We start from the raw sequence: 20204 nt of genomic DNA, 5'->3' as shown, positions 1-20204 counted from the left end.
CCATACAACCAGCGGTCAAGACCGCTGACCGCTCGCTGCGAGCAATTCCTTCAAAATCGTCGCCGGGTCGGCCCGCTGTTGCTTGCGGTAGTTGCCCACATGGCGAACGAATAACGTCGCACGCGTCACCAGGCTCTTGCCCAGTACCGGCTTGCGATCCAACTCTTCCTTGATCCGTTGAAACTGCGCCTGGATCACCGCATCGGTGTAGCGCGTGCCGGTGGCCAGGTTGTCGATGTAGATCGCCACCGCGCCGTCCAGCGCACTGCGCCCATTGGTGATCGCCGTGGCGAACAGCTGCGCGCTGGCTTCGTCCTTGGCGTCGATGGCCTGCTGGCGGCTCTTCTGCAAATTGATCAGGCGGATGTTGTAGTTGTTGATGGTCTCGGCCACCAGGGCCGCAGACTGAATCAGGTTCCCGGCCGCTTCTTCGCGCTGCTGGGCGATCAGCGAAACGTTGCGCTTGAGCTCTTCGTTGACCAGCCCGAGTTCGGCTTGCAGGCGCGGGTCGACGCTGGCGGCGATGATGCTGTCCAGGCGCTTGGTCGGGTCCTGGGCGTCGTCGATGGCGTCGGTCAGCGAGGCCAGGCGGCCTTCTTTCTGCCACTGGGCGAACAGCTCCTTGTAGCGCGAACGCGGCGCCGACAAGGCGCCAATCGCCACGCGAAAGCCGGTGGTCTCGTTGCTTTGTTCGGTGCCGTCAGCGGCGAACAACGGGTACTCGCGGCGCATGCCGGTGAACAGCGTGCCCTCGCCTTCCAGGTAGTTGCCGCCCTTGACCACGAACCCGCCATAGGTGCCCTGACGACGTCCGGCGTGCACCAGTTGAAAGGATTCCTGGACCATTTCCGCCGCGTTGCCGATCACATCGAACATGCCGATCGGGTTGGGCAGTTTGGTGCCGATGGGCATCAACCGCGCCGCTTGGCCGGTGCCACCGGCGACTTGGTTGAACACCGCATAATCGGCGAGGGGGCCGTCGCTTTCGCTGCCCTCGGTGCGCCGTGGGAACAGCCGGCCTTCCAGGTCCTGACGGCTGACCGCCTGGCCACCGCGAGCGGCAAACTCCCACTCCACTTCGGTAGGCAGGCGCACAAAACCCAGACCGCCGTCATCCGCCGAAGCCCCGCGACCACTCACCGGCAACAGCTCGCGGTGGTATTTCATCAACCAGGCGCTGTACACCGCCGAGAAGCGTTCCGCCTCAAAACGCGACAGCTTGACCTTGGGCAGGCGCGCCGCCATGCCGGTGGGAACGTCACAGGCCGGGGCGGGTTCGCCGCTGGCTAGGGATTGCGCCTGGGACATGACCTGCGCGTATTGCCGCGCGGTGACTTCGTACTTGCCGATGAAGTACAGCATCGGCTTGAGCGGGGTCTTGGCGTCGGTCTTGGGCATCAACGGCGCGATGACTTTGTTCCAGTCCTTGGGGAGGTCCTTGAGGGTGAACTGGCCGTTGATGAAGTCCCGGCGATAACCGGAAATAAACGACTGCTGGTAGCCCGCCTCGCCCTCGCTGAACGGGTAGCCGAGGCTGATCTCGCGGTCATCCAAGGTGCCCTGGGCCAGCACGTAGGCGTAGCGGAACACCATGTTGCCTTCGCAGGGCAGCGGCAGGCTGACGTCGTCCGGCAACGGCTTGGGGTTGTCCAGCTTGTCGCTGGCCTCATCGGCCCAGGCCACGCAGGACAGGGTCAGCGCCATGGCGGCGCCCAGTAACTTATACATCTCTGATTCCTTCAGAAGCCTGGATACGCGCCACACGCCAACCGCCACAGGCCGCCGCCACGGCGCTGACGCCAAGGACAGCTGCCAAGGCCAGGCCGTAATGACGCGCCAGCAGATGACTGGCGTACTCGCCTGGCACCTGCACGAATAATTGATTCAGACCTGACTGCGCCAAGCCATACAACACGCCACTCAATACAGCGGCAAACCCCGCGCTGTAGAGCGCCTGCAACACCACGAACAGCAACAGCCCAGCGGTGGAAAATCCCAACAGCCGCAACACCGACAACTCCCGGCGCTTGCGTGCAACCGATGCCAGCGCACCGGCAAAGATCGCGGCAAACGCACCCGCCAACGCCAGCCCGGCGATGATCCAGAACACGATCGACAGGTTGCGGCTCAACGACTGCACCTGGGCGATGGTCTGGGCCTGGGTCGACACCAGCAGATTCTGTCCGGCGAAATACACCCGCAGCGGTTCCACATCCATCAGGCGCCGCGCATACAAGCGGAACGCCGGGTATACCCGCTGCTCGCTCACACCCACCGCATCGCCGTCCCAGCCAAACGCCGGCACCGCGCGGCCATCGCGATAATCTTCCGCCGCTTCCAGCAAGCCCAAGGGCGCAAACAGTCCATCCCGGGCGAAGGCTTCCAGCGGCAATACGTGCAGCACTTGAACCCGAGTGCGCTGCGACTCGACCCGCCCCGCCACTTGGCGACCAAAACTGGCCTCCAGCCAATCACCGGCCTTCGCCCCGAGCTTCTCGGCGGCGGTCTGGCTCAGCACGATCTGATCCAGGCCCTTGGGCATCGGCATGCCGGCCAGCAATGGATCGTTGTCGGCGGTCGGCAGCATCTCCACCGTCACGGCGCCCAACTGCGCCGTCGCTGCAATCTGCCGGGTGCGCGGCAAGGCAAACGCCACGTCATTGCGCTGGCGCAGTTGCTCGACAAATTCACTGCTGAATCGACCACCGCCCAACGGAATAATTTCCCGGGTGGCCGGGTCGTTTTCCAAACGTTCGGTCAAACTGCTAACCAGTCCATATTTCAGGCCAAATAACACCAGCAGCGGGGCGATCACCGCCACCAGCGCGAGCACCGAACACACCGACAGCCACGCGTCGTTGCGGTAATCCTGCCAGGCCAGGGAAGCCACCAGGGCGATACGCATCAGCAGGCCTCCCCGAGGGTCGCGGTGACGCCGCCGTCGGTGTCGCGACGGCAACTGATGCGCCGTACCTGCAGGCCACTGGCCCGGGCCAGGGGTTCGTCATGGGTGGCGATCACGCAGCACGCGCCGTTATTCCGGGCCTGGGCCAACAGTGCCTGCATCACCCGTTCGGCGTTCAACGGGTCGAGCGCAGCGGTGGGTTCATCCGCCAGCAACAGCTGCGGACCGTGGGCCAGTGCCCTCGCGCAGCTGACTCGCTGACGCTGGCCGACGGACAACGCCGCCGGCTTCTTATCCAACTGATCCGTGATCTCCAACTGCTCGGCCAGCCGCGCCACGCTGCCATCGTCCTTCAACCCCAGGAGTTGCCGCGACAACGCAATGTTGCCGCGCACATCGAGAAAACCCAGCAGGCCACCGGTTTGCAGCACATAACCCAGGTGCCGACTGCGCAGGTCCGCCAGCGCGCTTTGCTGGTTGCCGCGCCAGAGTCCGGCGATGTCGACACGGTTGAGCTCGAACTGCCCGACCTGATCCGGTGCCAATACCAGCGCGAGCAAATCCAGCAACGTGCTCTTGCCACAGCCGCTCGGCCCAACCACCGCCAACTGTTCACCCGCACGCAGTTGCAGGCCCGGAATCACCAGGCTATAGCGCTGGGCACCAACGCCCCGGCTCTTGTGCACTGCGCTCAAGTTCAGCATTACGGCAGCGTCGACAGCGGCACGCGGTACAACGCATCACCCGGCTCGGCATCGCCGAAACGGACCCAATTCGCCACGTCATTGTGGAAGGTTTCGTAGAGGCGGATCTTCGAATCCAGCTCGTCGATAAAGTCTTCCTGCTCGGCCACGCTCAACGACAGCCACAAGTCCTGGGTCATGTTCAGCGACTTGCTGCGATAAGGCAGGCCTTCCAGGTATTCGCCAAGGATGCCGCCGTCCGCCAGGTTGCCGCCTTTTTTCAAGGCCTGTGGATCGCGGCTCATATAGGCCGAGGCGCTGGCGATTTCCTGGAAGAAATCCTTCGGTGAGGTCTGGGTTTTGCGCGCAGCGTCGACGATCAGTTTCAAGGATTGCTGCAAATCGTTGAGCTGCAATTTGGTCAGCATCACGCACACCTGGAAGGCCGGCAGCGCGGTGTTGGTCAGGTCGCGGTCGGCAGTCCAGGCGCTCACCAGTTGCGGCGCCTGGCTCGCGGTTTTGCGCCCGAGGAAATCCATGTGCATCGCATAGCCAACGGCTGCAGACTTGTCCGCCAATGTAGGCGCGGCACTGAGCAGCGGCACCGGCTGCGGCGTGTTGCTGCGCACCTGATGCACCAGGTTGGCGAACACCGTACCGATCTCGTCGACCCGCTCGCCGAACTTGCGCACATCGCCACCGGGCACCGGCGTGTACAGGTCGCCGATCTGCGGGTTGGCGTCGGCGGTGAGGGTGCGGTATTGGGTTTCGGCGCCGCTGTGGGTTTTCTTGCCGGCGTCGGTGCGCAGGTGCAGGGCGTAGATCTTGATTTGCTTGCCCAATGCAGCCTGGCGTACTTCGGCTTCGTTCATCTGGGTGGTGGCGAACGGGTCGTTCTTGCGCAACGCACCGGCGTCAGTCACCAGCAGGATCAGGCGCCCGCCGTAGCCGGACCAGTCCATGCCCTCCACCGCCTGCATCACACCGGCGAACGCATCTTCGTTGAACGAGTGGCTGGATACAGTGGACGCCTTCACCTGCCGGGCCATGTCGAGGAAGCGTTGCGGGTCGCGGCCCTGGTCGAGGGTGATCAGGGTCTTGGCCACGTATTCCAGGCCCGGGGTTTTCTTGATGCTGTTGCGAAAACCCACCAGCCCAAAGCTCACACTGTCCAGCTCGCCACGCTCGGCGATGCGGGTTTGCAGCTCGTGGACCACGTCGCGAACCTGGTCGATGTAGGGCTGCATCGACACCGTGGTGTCGACCACCAGCACCACGGCGGTGCGGAAGGCGTCGGCGCTGGCATCGGTCACTGGCGTTCGGCCGACAGCCTTGGCGATGACATTAGGCGTGTTGCCCGGGTCGATGGAGGCAACGTTGAGCAACTGCACCGGCTGGCCGTTTTCGTCGAAGCTCTCTTTGGAGTCGAAGATCGGCAGCAGGTAAAACTGGTTCTGCGGCACAGCACTGGCGGCCGGTTCCAAGGCCAGCACTTGCTGGTTGTCCTCGCTGTTTTTCTGCACCTTGAGCAGCAGGTTTTTCGCTGCGGCAGGATCGGCCAGCAGCTTTTCCACTTCCGCAGATTGGCGCAGGAACATCACCGGCGCCCGGCCCGAACGCTCGGTGAACTTGAGCACAAGGCTCTGCTTCCAGTCGCTGACTTGCGCCGCCGGCAACCAGCCGTCGCTGCGCCCGTCGGTGGCGGCGCCAACCCGCAGCCATGGGCTGCCGTCGACATCCTTGCGCTGGTAGACGTAAAGCACGGAAAACGCCGGCAAACCTTCGCCTGCCGCGCCGCCCGCGTCACTCGACAGTTTTGCGCCGGGCTTGCTCAGTACCCGCTGGAACAGGGTTTTCTTGCCAGCCATCAGTAACGGGCGCTGGCCACCATCGGCCTGCGCCGCCACAGGTTGCGCGGCAGGCGGCGTGGCAGTCGGCGTGGCAGTCGGCGTGGAGGTCTTGGCCGCCTCGACAACCGGCGGCGCGGCGGGCGCATCATCTTTCAACCACCAGTAACTCGCGCCCCCAATCGCCAGCGCCACCGCCACGGCAACCGCTGCCAACGCCAGCACCGGCCCACGGTTTTGTTCGGACACGGCGGAGTGTTGCGTCGGCGTCACCACCGGTTGACGCACCGGTTGCGGCTGCGGTTTGTCGGTCGGGATTTCGATGGAGACCGGCGTGAGTCCGGCCAGGTCATTCGAGACCGCCACCGGAATCGGCAGAGGCCGAATCAACGTCGCCTCGACCTGCTCTTCCTTCGGCAACTCATCCAACGCCCGCAACAACGCCGCCGCATCCGGGAAGCGTTCCGCCGGGTCTTTGGCCAGCAGCTTGCGCAGCACCTCCTGGTAGCGCCCGTGATGCACCGGCAACTCCGGCAGCGGTTCAGTCAGGTGCGCCAGCGCAGTGGAAAGCGCATCGGTGCCGTTATAAGGCAGCTTGCCCACGAGGATTTCGTAGAGCACCACGCCCAACGCATACAGGTCGGCGCGCCCATCAATCTCCTGGCCCCGGGCCTGCTCCGGGCTCATGTAGCTCGGCGTGCCGACGGCAAATCCGGCCTGGGTGAACTGCGTGCGGTCATCCAGGGACTTGGCGATACCAAAGTCCGACAACACCGCCGTGCCATCCGCGCGGAACAGAATGTTCGCCGGCTTCACATCGCGATGCACCAGACCCTGAGCGTGGGCGTAGCCCAGCGCCGACGCGATCTGGCGGATATACGTCAGCCCCTGCTCCGGCGTCAGGCCGGCGGCGATGCGCTCCTTGAGCGTGCCGTTGGGCAGGTATTCCATGGCCATGTAATACAGCTCACCGACATTACCGATGTCATGGATGGTCACGGTATGCGGATGGGACAGCCGCGCCAGGGTCTTGCCTTCGCGCAGGAAGCGTTCGCAGAAGCTCGGGTCGGCCGCCAGCGCTGCCGCCATGATCTTCAGCGCCACCTTGCGCTCCAGGGAACGCTGGGTCGCCAGGTACACGCTGGCCATGGCACCAACGCCGATTTCGCCTTCGATGTCGTAGCCGGGAATGCTGATGTTCATGTCGACACCTTCACGACAATGGCGGTGATGTTGTCCGGCGCGCCGCGATTGAGCCCCAGGTGCACCAGGCTGCGGACGATTTCATCCGGCTCGGCATGGCTCAGCACTTCGCGGATCTCGTGGTCTTCGACGGTCTTGTTCAGGCCGTCGCTGCACAGCAGATAACTGTCGCCGGGGGCGATCAACAGGTCGACCGACGACAACGCCAACTGTGCTTCCACGCCAATCGCGCGGGTGACGATATTCGCCCGAGGATGCACCCGGGCATCGGCTTCGCTGAGCAGGCCGCTGTCCTGCAAGTCCTGCACGTAGCTGTGGTCGCGGGAAATGCCTTCCAGCACGCCGTCCCGCAGGCGATACAGGCGGCTGTCGCCGGCCCACAAGCACACGCCACGCAAGCCGCGAGTGGCAAGCAACACCACGGTGCTGCCCATCATGGTCACGCCACGGTTGGCGGTTTCTTCGCGCACCGCGCCGTTGACTCGCAGCAGGTCGCTGCGCAATGCCGCCGTGTATTCCTCAAGGGAACGGCCCACAGGAATGCTGCGCAGGCTGTCGACAATCAGGCTGCTGACGTAATCCCCTGCTGCGTGCCCGCCCATGCCGTCGGCCACCACCCACAGGCCGTTTTCCGGCAGGTCGAGGCAGGCGTCTTCATTGACTTGGCGAACCATGCCGACGTGGCTTTTGCTGGCGGATTTGAACGTGGACCGCATCTACACAACACCTTCTTGGCCAAGCAAAAATTGCGCAAAATCGTCGGCGGCAGGCAGGCCCTGACACCGCAATAAACCGGGGGAAATCTGTTGCGAACCACGGCCCCACCACAGGCTTGCACCTTCGCAGGCCTGTTCGGCAAGCGCAGTCATTCGCGCTTGCGGGTCTGTGGCAGCGACGCGTTGCAGGCCGGCAAATCGGCTACCCAAGGTGCGTGGGCGGCAGGCCGGAGCACCGAGGGACTCAATCCCGTCGCTGAAACCTTCGAAAGTGGCCCCGGCATCCAGGGTGCTCAACAGCAGCTCTTCCACTTGCTCAAACCAGGCATCCGGCCCGCCGATGATGGAGGCCGGGTCGGTGTCATGATCCAACAGCGCAGCCACCGTCAGCGGGAAATAGCGCCCCACCCGGTCGATGCTCGGCATCACCACGCCCACCGCCGCGTCCGGCCCGCACACACCCGGTGCCAACACAAAGCGCCACAGCGGGCTGACCAGGTAAGCGTTCAACCAGTCAGCCCCCAGGCGGGTCTGGCTGGCGAGCAATCCGGACGCCAGCCAGCTGTCCCAAGGACCGATAAAACTCTGGGGCAGCGCACGGCTGACAAAGTCGCCGCGGCACGCCAACTTGCCGTAGAAGCCCAGCGTGGTCATAACCGCTCCGGCAGGCTGAAGCCGTTAAGCACGCGGCTCTTGAACGGGTTGAAGGCGCTGTTGGCCCGCAACTCGTAGGAGATGCTCGCGCCGTCGACCCGCAGGCGTAGGTTGAAACGGTCCGGCGAATTACCGGCGGTCAGGTCTGATTGTTCCAGCAACCGAAACCACGCCCACGGGCCATCCAGTGTCACACCGGAGCGCCCACTGGCCGACGGCGGCATGATGGAAATGCGCACCACGCCAATGCTGCCCGGATTCGGCCACTGCATCGCAACCGGGCGGCTCGGGCCGTGGTCGTAGCTCAGCTGCTGGCCGTCCAGGTCCAACAGGAACTGGGTGATGGTCGCGTCCATCGCCACCGGCTTGAGCTCAAAGCGCACGATCGGCTGGGTGCCACCGGCACGGAAAAACGCATCACGAATGGTCGCCGCGCGCTGGAAGGTTTGCAGCACACCCGGCGCGATACCGAGTTTCTGCGCCGCGCCCGGCTGCCAGCGCCAGGTTTGCGTGGAGGTGTCGACGTAAGGTTGCAGGTACTTGCGGAAGTAGTTGTCCATCACCCCGCCCACCCCAAAGAACTGCCCGAAGTCATCCAGGGTCGCGTCCCGCGCACTGCCAGGCGACATCGGATAACGCCCGGCCAGGGACTGGCGATACACGTTCACCACTTCACTGACCCACGCCGCATTCAACTGGTTACGCACCCCGCCCATCATGCTGTTGGTGGTGGAGTTGACCACCGACTTGACCATGCCCTGCACCAGCGGCGGCTGGCGTTCGGCATTCAGGCTGACCCGCGTGGCCGCGGCCGCCGCCTGGTTTTTCGCTTCGCCGAGCAACGCATCGCCGCTGGCGCCGACCATGGCGCTGACCTGCACATACAACGCATTCATGTCCGCCAGCAGGCCATCAATGGCCGCCGGTTCGCCTTCGTTCTTGCTGACGATGCTGTTGAGTTCGGCGAAGTGCGCCGTCACCGGATCTTCACTGGCCGCTGGTGCATTCGCAGTTGGCTGGTCCTGGCCAAGCAGGCTGCCGAGGCGTTCCTTGAGCTTGTCCACGCCACCTTCCACCGGCGCGCCCTTGGCGGCCAGCAAGCGTTCTTCCGCCTGCAGGTCGGTCTCCTTGGAGACTGCCACCAGCAGCTTCTTCAGCGGCGAGGTCGGCCCGGAAATCACCCGCAAAACGTCGGCCGCCTGGGCCACGCTGGTGATCGGCACAAAGTCGATGTCCGCCAGCAAGGCGTCCCACTGGCGTTGATAGTCCTGGAAGTACAGGCGACGCACGTCCGCCGCGAGGCTGACCACGTTCTGTTGATCGGCCGGCTCGCGGCCCAGCACCCATTGCTCTTCAGCGAGGGTGCCGGTCTGGTTCAGGCTGGTCAGCAGGAAGCCCTGGCGATAACCCTTGGCGGTGAAGAAGCCGCTCAACGGCTCACCCAACGGCTTGCCACTTTTGCGACTGAACACCAGCGCGGCATCACGGCCCGCCGCTTCGTTGATGCGAAAGTCCGGCACGCCTTCCGGCAGTTTCTGGCGCTTGATGCGGTCGTAGACGCGCTGGGCCACCGGCAGTTGCTGCAGTTGCCGGCGCAGATCGTCAATCAAGCGCGGGTCCAGCCGGGCGCTGGGCGGATGCCGCTCGAACAAGGCCTGCAAGTGCCCGATCAGAGCCTGGCGTTGGTCCGCCGGCAGGTCGCGCGGCAGGTTGCGGTCCCAGTCCAGGGCGATCCAGGCCTTGATGAAGTCCGGGTCGTAATGCTCACTGTCAGCGAGCATCAGGTAGGCCTTCAAGCCTTCGTAGAGGAAGTCGGAGTTGCCACCGCCGTGCAGTTGCTCTTCGATGCGCGTCACCAAACGGGGCGCGAACACGGCAATCAACAGCTTGCGGTAGACGCTGGCGGATTCGGCTTCAAGCATGTCGCCCTGATACAGGCCCAAGCCTTCGGACCAGCTCGGCGAGTCGCCCGCCAGGTTCTTCACGGCGTTGAGCAACGGCAATACCGCGAGCACTTCGCGTTGCGCCGGGCTCAGGTTCTGCACGGTCTGGCCCAGCGGTGCGACCTTCTGGTCAACCTGGGCGATGTAGGCCTGGTTGGCGCGATAACTCACCCACCACAGGGTACTGACCACCAGCACCAACGCCACGGTTGCGGCCAGCACACCACGGGCAATCCACTTGCGACGGCGCTCGACCTTCGGGTTGACGCCCACCAGGCCACGCTCGGCAAACGCCACGGCGGTGAACAGTTTTTCGATGAAGTAGCTACGCCCGGTGCCGGTCTGACGCGCCAGGTGCTGGCGGTCCAGGTTCATGCTCTGGGCCATGGCGCCGATCAAGCGGTCAATCGGGCTGCCCTCCTGGGTGCCGCTGGTGAAGTACACACCGCGCAGCAAGACCCGCTCTTCAAAGGCGTTGGGTTTGAACACGCCTTCGAGGAAGCCTTGCAGGCAATCCTTCAACGCGCCGAACTGCTGCGGGAAACCGTAGATCAGGTCGCGCCGCGCCGGGTCGCGTTCCTGTTGCAGGCGCTCCACCAGCCGCTCGTTGAGGCGCTGTTCCAGGCCGGCGAACTCGCTTTGCAGATGGGCCAGCGGGCTGTCGCTGTTCTTGCCGTCGTCCAGGGCGAAGGTCATGCCCCACACCTGGGCGCGCTCTTCCTTGCTCAGGTTGTCGAAGAACTCCATGAAGCCCGGTACCAGGTCGAGCTTGGTGAGCATCAGGTAGATCGGGAACCGCACGCCCAGCTGGGTGTACAGCTCCTGGATGCGCAGGCGGATCGCGGCGGCATGGGCGGCGCGCTCGGCGTCGCTGCCCAGCAGCAGGTCCGAGAGGCTGATGGCGATAAATGCGCCGTCAATCGGGCGCCGGGAACGCTGCTTTTTCAACAGGTCGAGAAAGCCCAGCCAGGCGGCTTTATCCACCGTGGAGTTGCTGTCCTGGGTGGTGTAGCGGCCGGCGGTGTCGAGCAATACGGCCTGGTCGGTAAACCACCAATCGCAATTGCGCGTACCGCCCACGCCCCGCACAGCACCGGCACCCAACTGCGCGGCCAAGGGAAAGTGCAGCCCGGAATTGACCAGCGCGGTGGTCTTGCCCGAACCCGGCGGGCCGATGATCACGTACCACGGCAGCTCATACAGGTTGCGGCGCTCGTCACCGCCCAGCTTGGCCTTTTTCAACAGGGCCAGGGCTTCGTCCATGCGCTGGCGCAGGGTCGCCAGCTCTTCGGCGGTGGCAACGCTGGCCGGGTCTGGCGGGGTTTCTGCGGCGAGGCTGCGCATCACTTCGGCGGCCTGGCGGCGGGCCTGGATAATCCGGAACACGCGGTAGGCAATCCACACCGCGAACACCAGGATGATCAGCGCCCAGCGGCGTCCTTCCGGCACCAGCACATCGAGCAGCGGCCCCACGAACCAGATGATCAGGCTCAAGGCGATCAGGCCCAGCAACGGGATCACCCAGCGAATCACAAAACTGAAAAACGCCTTCACTCGACCCCCTCCGCCAATACGGTGATTTCTACCCGGCGATTGCGCGCACGGCCTTCAGCAGTGGCGTTGGTCGCCACCGGCTCGGTGTCGCTACGGCCCTCGGCACTGAAGCGTTCCGCCTGGCCGGTCTTGGCCGCGAGAATCTCCAGCACCGACTTGGCCCGCGCCTCGGACAGCGCCCAGTTGGACGGGAACCGCAGGGTCGCAATCGGGCGGTTATCGCTGTGGCCGGTGACCCGCACCTGGCCCTTGACCTTGCGGATGGCGTCGGCAATGCGCAGCATCAGTGGCTGGAAGTCATCGACGATGCTGGAGCTGGCCGAGGCGAACAGTTCATCGCCACGGATGGTCACCACGGAGCGGTCGACAGCATCTTCCACCGCCACGCGACCGGCCTTGATGTCATCCACCAGGAAGCCCGCCAGGCGTGGCCGCTCGATGATTTTCGGCTGTGCGACCGGACGGTCGATGGCCTGCACCGGGATCTCGCCCAGGGCATGAATATTCTTGAACACCGGCTCGGCATCCGACGCCAGTTTCATCCGCAATCCGAACAGCAACGCCAGCAACAATGCCACGCCGATGGCCACGGCGATCCACGGCGGCATGAACTGCGCCAGGCGATCACGGGCCACGGTTACGCCGCGCCAATGGGGCGACAGCTCGCGCTCATGTTCGCCACGGGCACTGCGAATCGCCGCCGCGGTACGCTCGCGCAAGGCTTCCAGCTGGCTACGGCCGTCGTTCATCACGCGGTAGCGACCTTCGAAACCCAGGCACAGGCACAGGTACAGCAGTTCCAGCAGGTACAGGCGTTCCCGCGGGCTTTGCAGGCAGTGATCCAGCAATTGGAAGACCTTTTCGCCGCCCCAGGCTTCGTTGTGCACGGTGATCAGCAAGCTCTGCTTGCCCCAGTCACTGGCACTGCCCCACGGCGTACTCAGCACAGCTTCATCGAGGGCGGTGCACAGCGCGTAACGCGCCAGCAGCACGTCATTGCGGGCCACGCCGGCAGCCTCGGCACGCTCTTCAAACTGGCGCAGGTAGGCCAGCAATTGTGCGCGCAGGCTCGACGGCGCCGGGTGCGAAATCGTGTTGCGCAAGCGCGTCAGCAGCGACAGCAACGGGCCGGCGGCGCTTTCCAGCGGGTTCAGGCCCTGGGCCTTGCCGGTCAGGATCGGCGCAGCGGGCATCGACAGCGGCGCCGGCTCTGCACGAACAGGCTCCGGTGCGCGGCCACCCGGGCGCGGCATGAACTGGGTGCGGTCATCATCATTGGGATGCATCGCGGATTATCCTCGGATGGCCCAGAAAGCCAGGTTCAACCCCGGGAACTGGCCGGCGATGTGGAACGCAAAACCGCCGGAATTACTCAGTTGCTGCCAGTGCTCGCTGCCCCGGTCCAACTCGTAATAGGTGCTGCCTGCGTGGTACGGAATCTGCCGTGGCGCCACCGGCAGCGGCAGCAGGCCGATGCCCGGCAGTTGCAGGTTGACCAGGTCGCGGATGTGTTCCACCGAGCCGACTTTGCTTTGCTGGCCGAAACGCGCGCGCAGAGTTTCGCCCGGCACATCGGCACGCACCACCAAGATGAAACTGGCGCTGTCGATCAAGGTTTTGTCGGCCAGCATCGCCACGTGCACGCCGTAGGCTTTCTCGACAATCGGGATCGGCGTGGCCTTGCTGTCGATCAGCATCGACAGTGCTTCACGCAGCGCCTGCATCACCGGGGTGAAGCTCAGGGCCAGGTCGTCGTGCTGGTATTGCGGGTATTCCTGGGGGCGGCGGCCAGTGGTGGAGAAGGTCGAGAACTCGCCGGCCAGGCTCACCAGTTCACTGAAGAAACGCTCCGGGTGCAGCGGGCTCAACTGGCTCAGGTGCTGGATCAGCGGCTGGGCGCGGTTGACCAGTTGCAGCAGCATGAAGTCGGCAATTTCCGAAGCACCACCGGCGCCCGAAGCCACCACGCGCCCGGCCAACGCTTCGCCGCGCTGGTGCAGCAGGCCCAGCAGTTCGCTGCGAAACGCGGTCAGCGGTTTGCTGGCCGTCACGTCGAGGACCGGCGGAATGTAGCTGTCGTCCAGCACCAGGGCGCGGTCGGCGCGTTTTTCCTTGATGCGCACCAGGCCGATGGCCGCGTAATCGCTGATGCCATCCTGGGCGGTCAACAGCCGCAGGGCACGAGAACCGACCGCCACCGGCGCACGGTTTTCAAAGGGGGCGTTGTCGTCGCGCACTTCGCGCACCTGGCTGACGTAGCGCGCCGCTTCCAGGGCTTCGCCTTCGTCGACGGTGTCGCGGGCGCCGGCACGCTTGAGGGGCAGCGCCAGGTAGACCAGGCCATCACGCAGGTGGTCGTCGATGTTCAAGGGGCTCGGCGCCAGGTCGTCCTGCGGAATATTGAACGGCGTGCCGTCGGGCAACAAACCGCGCGCCGAGACGATCGCCAGCTTGCCCTGGGCCAGCAGACCCTGGTCAATCAACAGTTCGGAGAAGCCCCAGGCCCCTGCCGACAACGGGCGGCTGCGCGCATCGATCAGGTTTTCCAGGTAACGGTCATGCTGCTGGAAGTGCTGCGTTCCGATGAACATGCCTTCCGACCAGACCACGCGATTGTTCCAGGACATGGGGGCTCCGATTCTTATTGGGCAGGGCTGGATGGGGGAACCACGACGTCGGCACGCACGGCATGCACATCGAGGCTGATCTGGTATTCGGTGTATTGGCGCGCCGGCACGTTAAGCACGGTGCGCCACACGGCGCGGTCCAGTTCGCGATAGCCCACCAGCAGGCCGATCTGGCGGGTGGACGGGTCGAGGTCGCGCTGGATGCTCAGTTGCTGGCCGGGCTGGATCACCACTTCGTCCTGGTCGAGCAGGTCGAGGCCGAGGGTCGACTGGGCGCGATCGGCCAAGGCGAAGTAGTCGGAACGGCTGAAGGTGGCGGCGTTTTTCAGTTCGAAAATCCGCACCCGTACCGGGGCTGCCTGGCCATTGGCGCCGGGGTTGAGCCCGGCGATGGCGTGGAAATGCAGTTCGACGGCGGCGGTGTCTGCCTCAGCCTCGGGGGCCTCGGGTTTGGCTGCATCCTTGGCACACGCCGTCAGCAGAAGCGCGGTGGCGGCTGCGAGTAAAAACCTGGGAATCATCCTGCGTCCTCAATGACGTACTTAGCTATCCGTTGTTCCATGTACTGCGTTGTTAGTGACGCTGTCGGCTGCTGTGCTCTTCGTAGGCACGGCTGAACTCACGCCCGAACAGGTCCTGGAAATCTTCCTGGGCCTCGCGGGAAATATTGCTGTAGAGCTCGGTGAACTGCTGCCAGTACTGGGCCTGGCGCGAACCGTTGAAAATGCTCGAGAGCCCGCCGGGCTTGCCCATGCGCTCTTCGAGCTGCGCCGGCTCAAAGCGCGTCAGCAGGTGCTTGATGGCGGCTTCGACCCCGGCCATGACGGCCAGTTGGTGAGCGCGCAGATCGTCGAAACTGTCGCGAACCGCCACGTCCGGCGCCATAAACGCCTGGTTGCTGTGACGAAGGAGCAGCAGTAACGCTTCATCGGCGTTGGGGGCGAATTTCAACGGATTGTTTTCCACCGGTTGAATCACCGTCTGTTGCATGCGGAACTCGCCCTTGAGGCTGCTGCGGGCACGCAGTACGTCGATCAAACCTTCGACCATCAACCGGTAGCTGCGGCCGATGCTTTCCATTTGGGCTTCGGCCTGGGCCTTGTTCAGGCGCAACTGATCGAGGCCGGCACCCCGCAGGAAGGCTTGCAGCAAATCGGGTTGGTTGGCGTCGGCCACCGGGAGCGGCTGCTCAACCTTGGGAGGCTCGATAATCGGTGTTGGAGGAGGTGGTGGCGGCGGCGGCGGCGCAACAGGCTTGGGTGCCGGGGCATCGCCAAACAAATCCCAGTCGTCGGGAATGATTGAGCCCGAGACCACCGGCGCAGGCGGTTCAGCCACGGGCAGCGGTGTCGGCGGACGAAAGTCGTGCTGCTCGGCCGGTACGTGGTCGTGCACGGTGGCCGGCGGTACGCTGGTGGGCGCGAGGAAGTCGAACAGGTCCGGCAGGGTGTCCATCGACGAGGCGCCCTGGAACTGCGGCGCGATCACCGGTTGTGGCGTCGGGGCCTTCACGGCGGCGCCCATCAGGGCTTCGAAACTGTTGGAGGCATCACCAGTGAAAGACGGGGTGTCTGTCACTTTCAGGTTGAAATCGATACGCGCCTGGATTTCGTAATCACCGATGCGGATCAGTTCACCGTCTTGCAATGGCTCACTGTTTCCACGGCGCAAACGGATGCCGGCGTTGACTAACTCAACACCGTTAGTGCTGTTATCGGTTAAATAATAACGACCATCTTTGTATTGAATAACGCAATGCTGCGTGGAAACCAGGCGCTCGGGATCAGGCAGTATCCAGTCATTTTCGGGACCACGGCCAATAGCCATCGCTCCCTGATTCATGGACTTTTCAGGGCACTGGCCAGGGGTAATCTTGTGATAACTAGTGATAGTCAAACACAGCGACATCATGCCTCCTTGCTGATACTTCACGCGCGGCCGTTCCCTGGGAGAACTGCTCCCGAGGGATCCACGACAGATCCTTCCAAAACCTTGAAAGCCTGCTTCAACCCGCGTAATTGCTGATCTTAACCGGCCTGTATGACAAAAATCCTGCCTCGGCACCTGCTTCGACTGATCAGTCGCGCAGGATGTTAAGCACCGCACATCTGTCATAGAGGGCGAATAGCTTACCTTGACAAGGCATAAGTACTACACCAAAAATGCACAACTTCTTGAACACCAATGATGGCACTTTGAAATCAGCACGATGTCAAAGCGCTAAATATGACCAAGAAAACATGCAAAGTTCCTCGCGCAACTAATGCATGAGTTGCCCGTTATCTAACGGGCTGATAGGGAGATCGAATTTAGTGGATGTGCCTCTGTTGCTCGCCGCCGTTTCCGCGACTTCGCCTTGTGGCGAAGACTTGGAATATGACGCCGATTATTTGCATCTTGAGCGTGCCGCACAGGGTCAACCCGAGCGCAGCATGGGCGACTCGATCCTGCCTGCCGAACCTCCGGAATGGCGCAGCATCCAGCAGCAAAGCCTCGACCTCCTGCAACGCAGCAAAGACCTGCGCATCACCCATTTCCTGTTGCAAAGCGCCCTCGCCCTCCAAGGCATCGCAGGGCTTGCCGACGCGCTCACGTTGATCAACGCGCTGCTGCGCGAATACTGGGCCGACCTGCATCCGCGCCTGGATGCCGATGACGACAACGACCCCACCGTGCGCATCAACGCCCTCAGCGGCGTGACCAGCGATGCAAACATCCGCCTGCTGCGCGAAGCCATTCTGACCCGTTCGCGTACCTTCGGCCCCGTCAGCCTGCGCGCTGCGCTGAATGCCAGCGGGCTGCAGAGTTTCCCCGGCGAAAGCCTCGGCGCCGAACAGCTCAACGGCGCGTTCCTCGACAGTGATGCCGAGCAACTGCAGGCCACCCACGACGCGCTGAACGCCGCCCGCGCCGCCTGTGAAGCCATCGAACAATACGTCAGCGACCAGGTCGGTTCCGCCCAGGGCGTGGACCTCGGCCCCTTGAGGCAACTGCTCAAGCAGGCCGTGCAGATACTCAACCAATACGCCCCACACAGCGGCGCCGCCAGCGAGCCCGAGGTTGTCAGTGACGACAATGCCCCCTCGGTTGAATACGCCGCCGCGCCCGTTGCCGCACGCCCGACCGGGGACATCGCGAGCCGCGATGAAGTGCTGCGCAGCCTCGACAAAATCCTTGCGTACTACACCCGCCACGAGCCTTCGAGCCCGCTGCCGGTGCTGTTGAACCGAGCGAAGAATCTGGTGCACGCCGACTTTGCGGCCATCGTGCGCAACCTGATTCCCGACGGCATGTCCCAATTTGAAAATCTGCGCGGGCCGGACAGCGAATAAGCGTACGGATCGCGCAGTTACAACACCGTCGCTCAAGCGACCAGGAGCAGCAACGTGGCGAAGCAAAGTTCTCAGAAATTCATCGCGCGCAACCGTGCGCCTCGGGTGCAGATCGAGTACGACGTCGAGCTCTACGGCGCCGAGAAAAAGGTCCAGCTGCCCTTCGTCATGGGCGTGATGGCCGATCTCGCCGGCAAGCCCGCGGAGCCTCTGGCGCCTGTGGCCGACCGCAAGTTCCTTGAAGTGGACGTCGACAACTTCGACTCGCGCCTCAAGGCCATGCAGCCACGCGTCGCGTTCCACGTACCCAACGAGCTGACCGGCGAAGGCAACCTGAGCCTGGACATCACCTTCGAAAGCATGGACGACTTCAGCCCCGCTGCCGTGGCACGCAAGGTCGACTCGCTGAACAAGCTGCTCGAAGCCCGCACGCAGCTGGCCAACCTGCTGACCTACATGGACGGCAAGACCGGCGCTGAAGAAATCATCATGAAAGCGATCAAGGACCCGGCATTGCTGCAGGCCCTTGCGAGCGCGCCGAAGCCGGCAGGGGACCAGTAATCATGACCGAGAATACCGCCCGCGAAGGCGCCCAGAACCTGGGCGCTACCGAAGAAACCAGCGAGTTCGCGTCGCTGCTGCTGCAAGAATTCAAACCCAAGACCGAGCGTGCTCGCGAAGCCGTGGAAACCGCCGTGCGCACCCTGGCCGAGCAGGCACTGGCCCAGACCGACCTGGTGTCCAACGACGCGATCAAGTCGATCGAATCGATCATCGCCGCCATCGACGCCAAGCTCACCGCCCAGGTCAACCAGATCATCCATCACCAGGATTTCCAGCAACTGGAAAGCGCCTGGCGTGGCCTGCACTACCTGGTGAACAACACCGAGAGCGATGAGCAGCTGAAGATTCGCGTGCTCAACATCTCCAAGCCGGACCTGCACAAGACCCTGAAGAAATTCAAGGGCACCGCGTGGGACCAGAGCCCGATCTTCAAGAAGATGTACGAAGAAGAATACGGCCAGTTCGGCGGCGAACCGTACGGTTGCCTGGTGGGCGACTACTACTTCGACCAGTCGCCTCCCGACGTGGAACTGCTGGGCGAGCTGTCGAAAGTCTGCGCCGCGATGCACGCACCGTTCATTGCCGCTGCTTCGCCGACCGTAATGGGCATGGGCTCGTGGCAGGAACTGTCGAACCCGCGCGACCTGACCAAGATCTTCACCACCCCGGAATACGCCGGCTGGCGCTCCCTGCGTGAATCGGAAGACTCGCGCTACATCGGCCTGACCATGCCGCGCTTCCTGGCGCGCCTGCCGTACGGCGCCAAGACCGACCCGGTGGAAGCCTTCGCCTTCGAAGAAAACACCGACGGTGCCGACAGCTCCAAATACACCTGGGCCAACGCGGCCTACGCGATGGCGGTGAACATCAACCGTTCGTTCAAACACTTCGGCTGGTGCTCGCGCATCCGTGGCGTGGAGTCTGGCGGTGAAGTAGAGAACCTCCCGGCCCACACCTTCCCGACCGATGACGGCGGTGTGGACATGAAGTGCCCGACCGAAATCGCCATCAGCGACCGCCGTGAAGCGGAACTGGCGAAGAACGGTTTCATGCCGCTGCTGCACAAGAAAAACACCGACTTTGCCGCCTTCATCGGCGCCCAGTCGTTGCAGAAACCGGCCGAATACGATGACCCGGACGCCACCGCCAACGCCAACCTGGCCGCGCGCCTGCCGTACCTGTTCGCCACCTGCCGTTTCGCTCACTACTTGAAGTGCATCGTGCGCGACAAGATCGGTTCCTTCAAAGAGAAGGACGAGATGCAGCGCTGGTTGCAGGACTGGATCCTCAACTACGTGGACGGCGACCCGGCGCACTCCACCGAAACCACCAAGGCCCAGCACCCATTGGCGGCTGCCGAAGTGATCGTGGAAGACGTCGAAGGGAACCCGGGGTACTACAACTCTCGGTTCTACCTGCGCCCGCACTACCAGCTTGAAGGGCTGACCGTGTCGCTGCGCCTGGTATCGAAACTGCCTTCGGCGAAAGGCGCGTAATAAAGATCCGCCGGGATCGGGCTTTTTGTGGGAGCCGGGCTTGCCCGCGATGCAGGCGACGCGGTCTGTCAGTCAGACCGCAGTGATGCCATCGCGGGCAAGCCCGGCTCCCACAGAAAAGCACCGCCCTTGGGTTAACCAAATATCGTGGCTGAGTCCACACAGGGAGAAAACATGGCTGTTGATATTTTCATCAAGATCGGCGACATCAAGGGCGAGTCCATGGACAAGGCCCACAAGGACGAAATCGACGTATTGAACTGGAGCTGGGGCATGGCCCAGTCCGGCAACATGCACGTTGGCGGTGGTGGCGGCGCAGGCAAGGTGAACATCCAGGACCTGTCGCTGACCAAGTACGTCGACAAGGCCTCGCCTAACCTGATGATGCACTGCGCCAGCGGCAAGCACATCGACAAGGTCACGCTGACCGTGCGCAAGGCCGGCGGTGAAAGCCAGGTCGAGTACATGATCATCAACCTGGAAGAAGTGCTGGTTACCTCCCTGAGCACCGGTGGTTCGGGCAGCGATGACCGCCTGACCGAAAACGTGACCCTGAACTTTGCCCAGGTGATGGTGGACTACCAGCCACAGAAAGCCGACGGCACCAAAGACGGCGGCGCGATCAAGTTTGGCTGGAACATTCGCTCCAACACCAAACGCTGATTGCCCCTGTAGCCGCC

Annotated in this window: 15 protein-coding genes; 4 read left to right on the top strand and 11 right to left on the bottom strand. The window is 63.5% G+C overall.

Annotated features, from left to right (window positions below; translation table 11 throughout):
• Positions 1-15: 15 nt before the first annotated feature.
• The 11 genes from JFU58_RS11985 to tagH are packed head-to-tail and all read right to left on the bottom strand — an operon-like array spanning position 16 to position 16040.
• Positions 16-1728 (bottom strand): formylglycine-generating enzyme family protein, encoded by a 1713-nt coding sequence (locus tag JFU58_RS11985; RefSeq protein ID WP_003213313.1) that lies wholly within the window; start codon positions 1726-1728, stop codon positions 16-18.
• Positions 1721-2905 carry an ABC transporter permease gene (locus JFU58_RS11980; RefSeq protein ID WP_201140757.1) on the bottom strand — a complete coding sequence of 395 codons (1185 nt, stop codon included), beginning with the start codon at positions 2903-2905 and terminating at the stop codon, positions 1721-1723. The genes JFU58_RS11985 and JFU58_RS11980 overlap by 8 nt, the downstream gene beginning before the upstream one ends.
• The gene (locus JFU58_RS11975) at positions 2905-3609 is read right to left on the bottom strand and encodes an ABC transporter ATP-binding protein (protein ID WP_201140756.1); all 705 of its coding nucleotides are present in this window, start codon (positions 3607-3609) and stop codon (positions 2905-2907) included. Before JFU58_RS11975 ends, JFU58_RS11980 begins: the two co-directional genes overlap by 1 nt.
• On the bottom strand, positions 3609-6638 hold the full coding sequence (locus JFU58_RS11970) for a serine/threonine-protein kinase (protein ID WP_201140755.1): 3030 nt from the start codon (positions 6636-6638) through the stop codon (positions 3609-3611). Before JFU58_RS11970 ends, JFU58_RS11975 begins: the two co-directional genes overlap by 1 nt.
• Positions 6635-7354 carry a PP2C family protein-serine/threonine phosphatase gene (locus tag JFU58_RS11965; protein ID WP_017476724.1) on the bottom strand — a complete coding sequence of 240 codons (720 nt, stop codon included), beginning with the start codon at positions 7352-7354 and terminating at the stop codon, positions 6635-6637. Before JFU58_RS11965 ends, JFU58_RS11970 begins: the two co-directional genes overlap by 4 nt.
• Positions 7355-8008, bottom strand: coding sequence for a type VI secretion system-associated protein TagF (gene tagF / locus JFU58_RS11960; RefSeq protein ID WP_063033835.1), 654 nt, complete (start codon positions 8006-8008; stop codon positions 7355-7357). It lies immediately after the preceding gene.
• On the bottom strand, positions 8005-11505 hold the full coding sequence (tssM, locus tag JFU58_RS11955) for a type VI secretion system membrane subunit TssM (RefSeq protein ID WP_008439458.1): 3501 nt from the start codon (positions 11503-11505) through the stop codon (positions 8005-8007). The genes tagF and tssM overlap by 4 nt, the downstream gene beginning before the upstream one ends.
• Positions 11502-12791: a DotU family type VI secretion system protein gene (locus JFU58_RS11950; protein ID WP_201140753.1), complete on the bottom strand. Its 1290-nt coding sequence runs from the start codon at positions 12789-12791 to the stop codon at positions 11502-11504. The genes tssM and JFU58_RS11950 overlap by 4 nt, the downstream gene beginning before the upstream one ends.
• Positions 12792-12797: 6 nt before the next feature.
• On the bottom strand, positions 12798-14132 hold the full coding sequence (tssK, locus tag JFU58_RS11945) for a type VI secretion system baseplate subunit TssK (RefSeq protein ID WP_063033832.1): 1335 nt from the start codon (positions 14130-14132) through the stop codon (positions 12798-12800).
• Between the two features lie 14 nt (positions 14133-14146).
• Complete coding sequence (gene tssJ, locus JFU58_RS11940) at positions 14147-14653, bottom strand: type VI secretion system lipoprotein TssJ (protein ID WP_063033831.1); 507 nt, start codon at positions 14651-14653, stop codon at positions 14147-14149.
• A gap of 52 nt (positions 14654-14705) precedes the next feature.
• Positions 14706-16040: a type VI secretion system-associated FHA domain protein TagH gene (gene tagH, locus JFU58_RS11935; RefSeq protein ID WP_201140751.1), complete on the bottom strand. Its 1335-nt coding sequence runs from the start codon at positions 16038-16040 to the stop codon at positions 14706-14708.
• 404 nt (positions 16041-16444) lie between these two features.
• Between tagH and tssA the strand changes: the two genes are divergently transcribed.
• From tssA to JFU58_RS11915, 4 genes are all read left to right on the top strand, one after another.
• Complete coding sequence (gene tssA / locus JFU58_RS11930; protein WP_063033829.1) at positions 16445-17464, top strand: type VI secretion system protein TssA; 1020 nt, start codon at positions 16445-16447, stop codon at positions 17462-17464.
• A 54-nt stretch (positions 17465-17518) separates the two neighbouring features.
• On the top strand, positions 17519-18025 hold the full coding sequence (gene tssB / locus JFU58_RS11925) for a type VI secretion system contractile sheath small subunit (protein WP_010168268.1): 507 nt from the start codon (positions 17519-17521) through the stop codon (positions 18023-18025).
• A 2-nt stretch (positions 18026-18027) separates the two neighbouring features.
• Complete coding sequence (gene tssC / locus JFU58_RS11920; RefSeq protein ID WP_017476732.1) at positions 18028-19524, top strand: type VI secretion system contractile sheath large subunit; 1497 nt, start codon at positions 18028-18030, stop codon at positions 19522-19524.
• Between the two features lie 174 nt (positions 19525-19698).
• A complete protein-coding gene (locus tag JFU58_RS11915) occupies positions 19699-20187 on the top strand; it encodes an Hcp family type VI secretion system effector (protein WP_003213345.1) in 489 nt (162 codons plus the stop codon).
• The last annotated feature ends 17 nt before the right edge of the window (positions 20188-20204 follow it).

The organism is Pseudomonas sp. TH34, assembly GCF_016650865.1.
GTDB classification, from domain to species: Bacteria; Pseudomonadota; Gammaproteobacteria; order Pseudomonadales; family Pseudomonadaceae; genus Aquipseudomonas; species Aquipseudomonas yamanorum.
The sequence above is the reverse complement of the archived record's forward strand: the minus strand, read 5'-3'. Positions and strand labels throughout refer to the sequence as shown.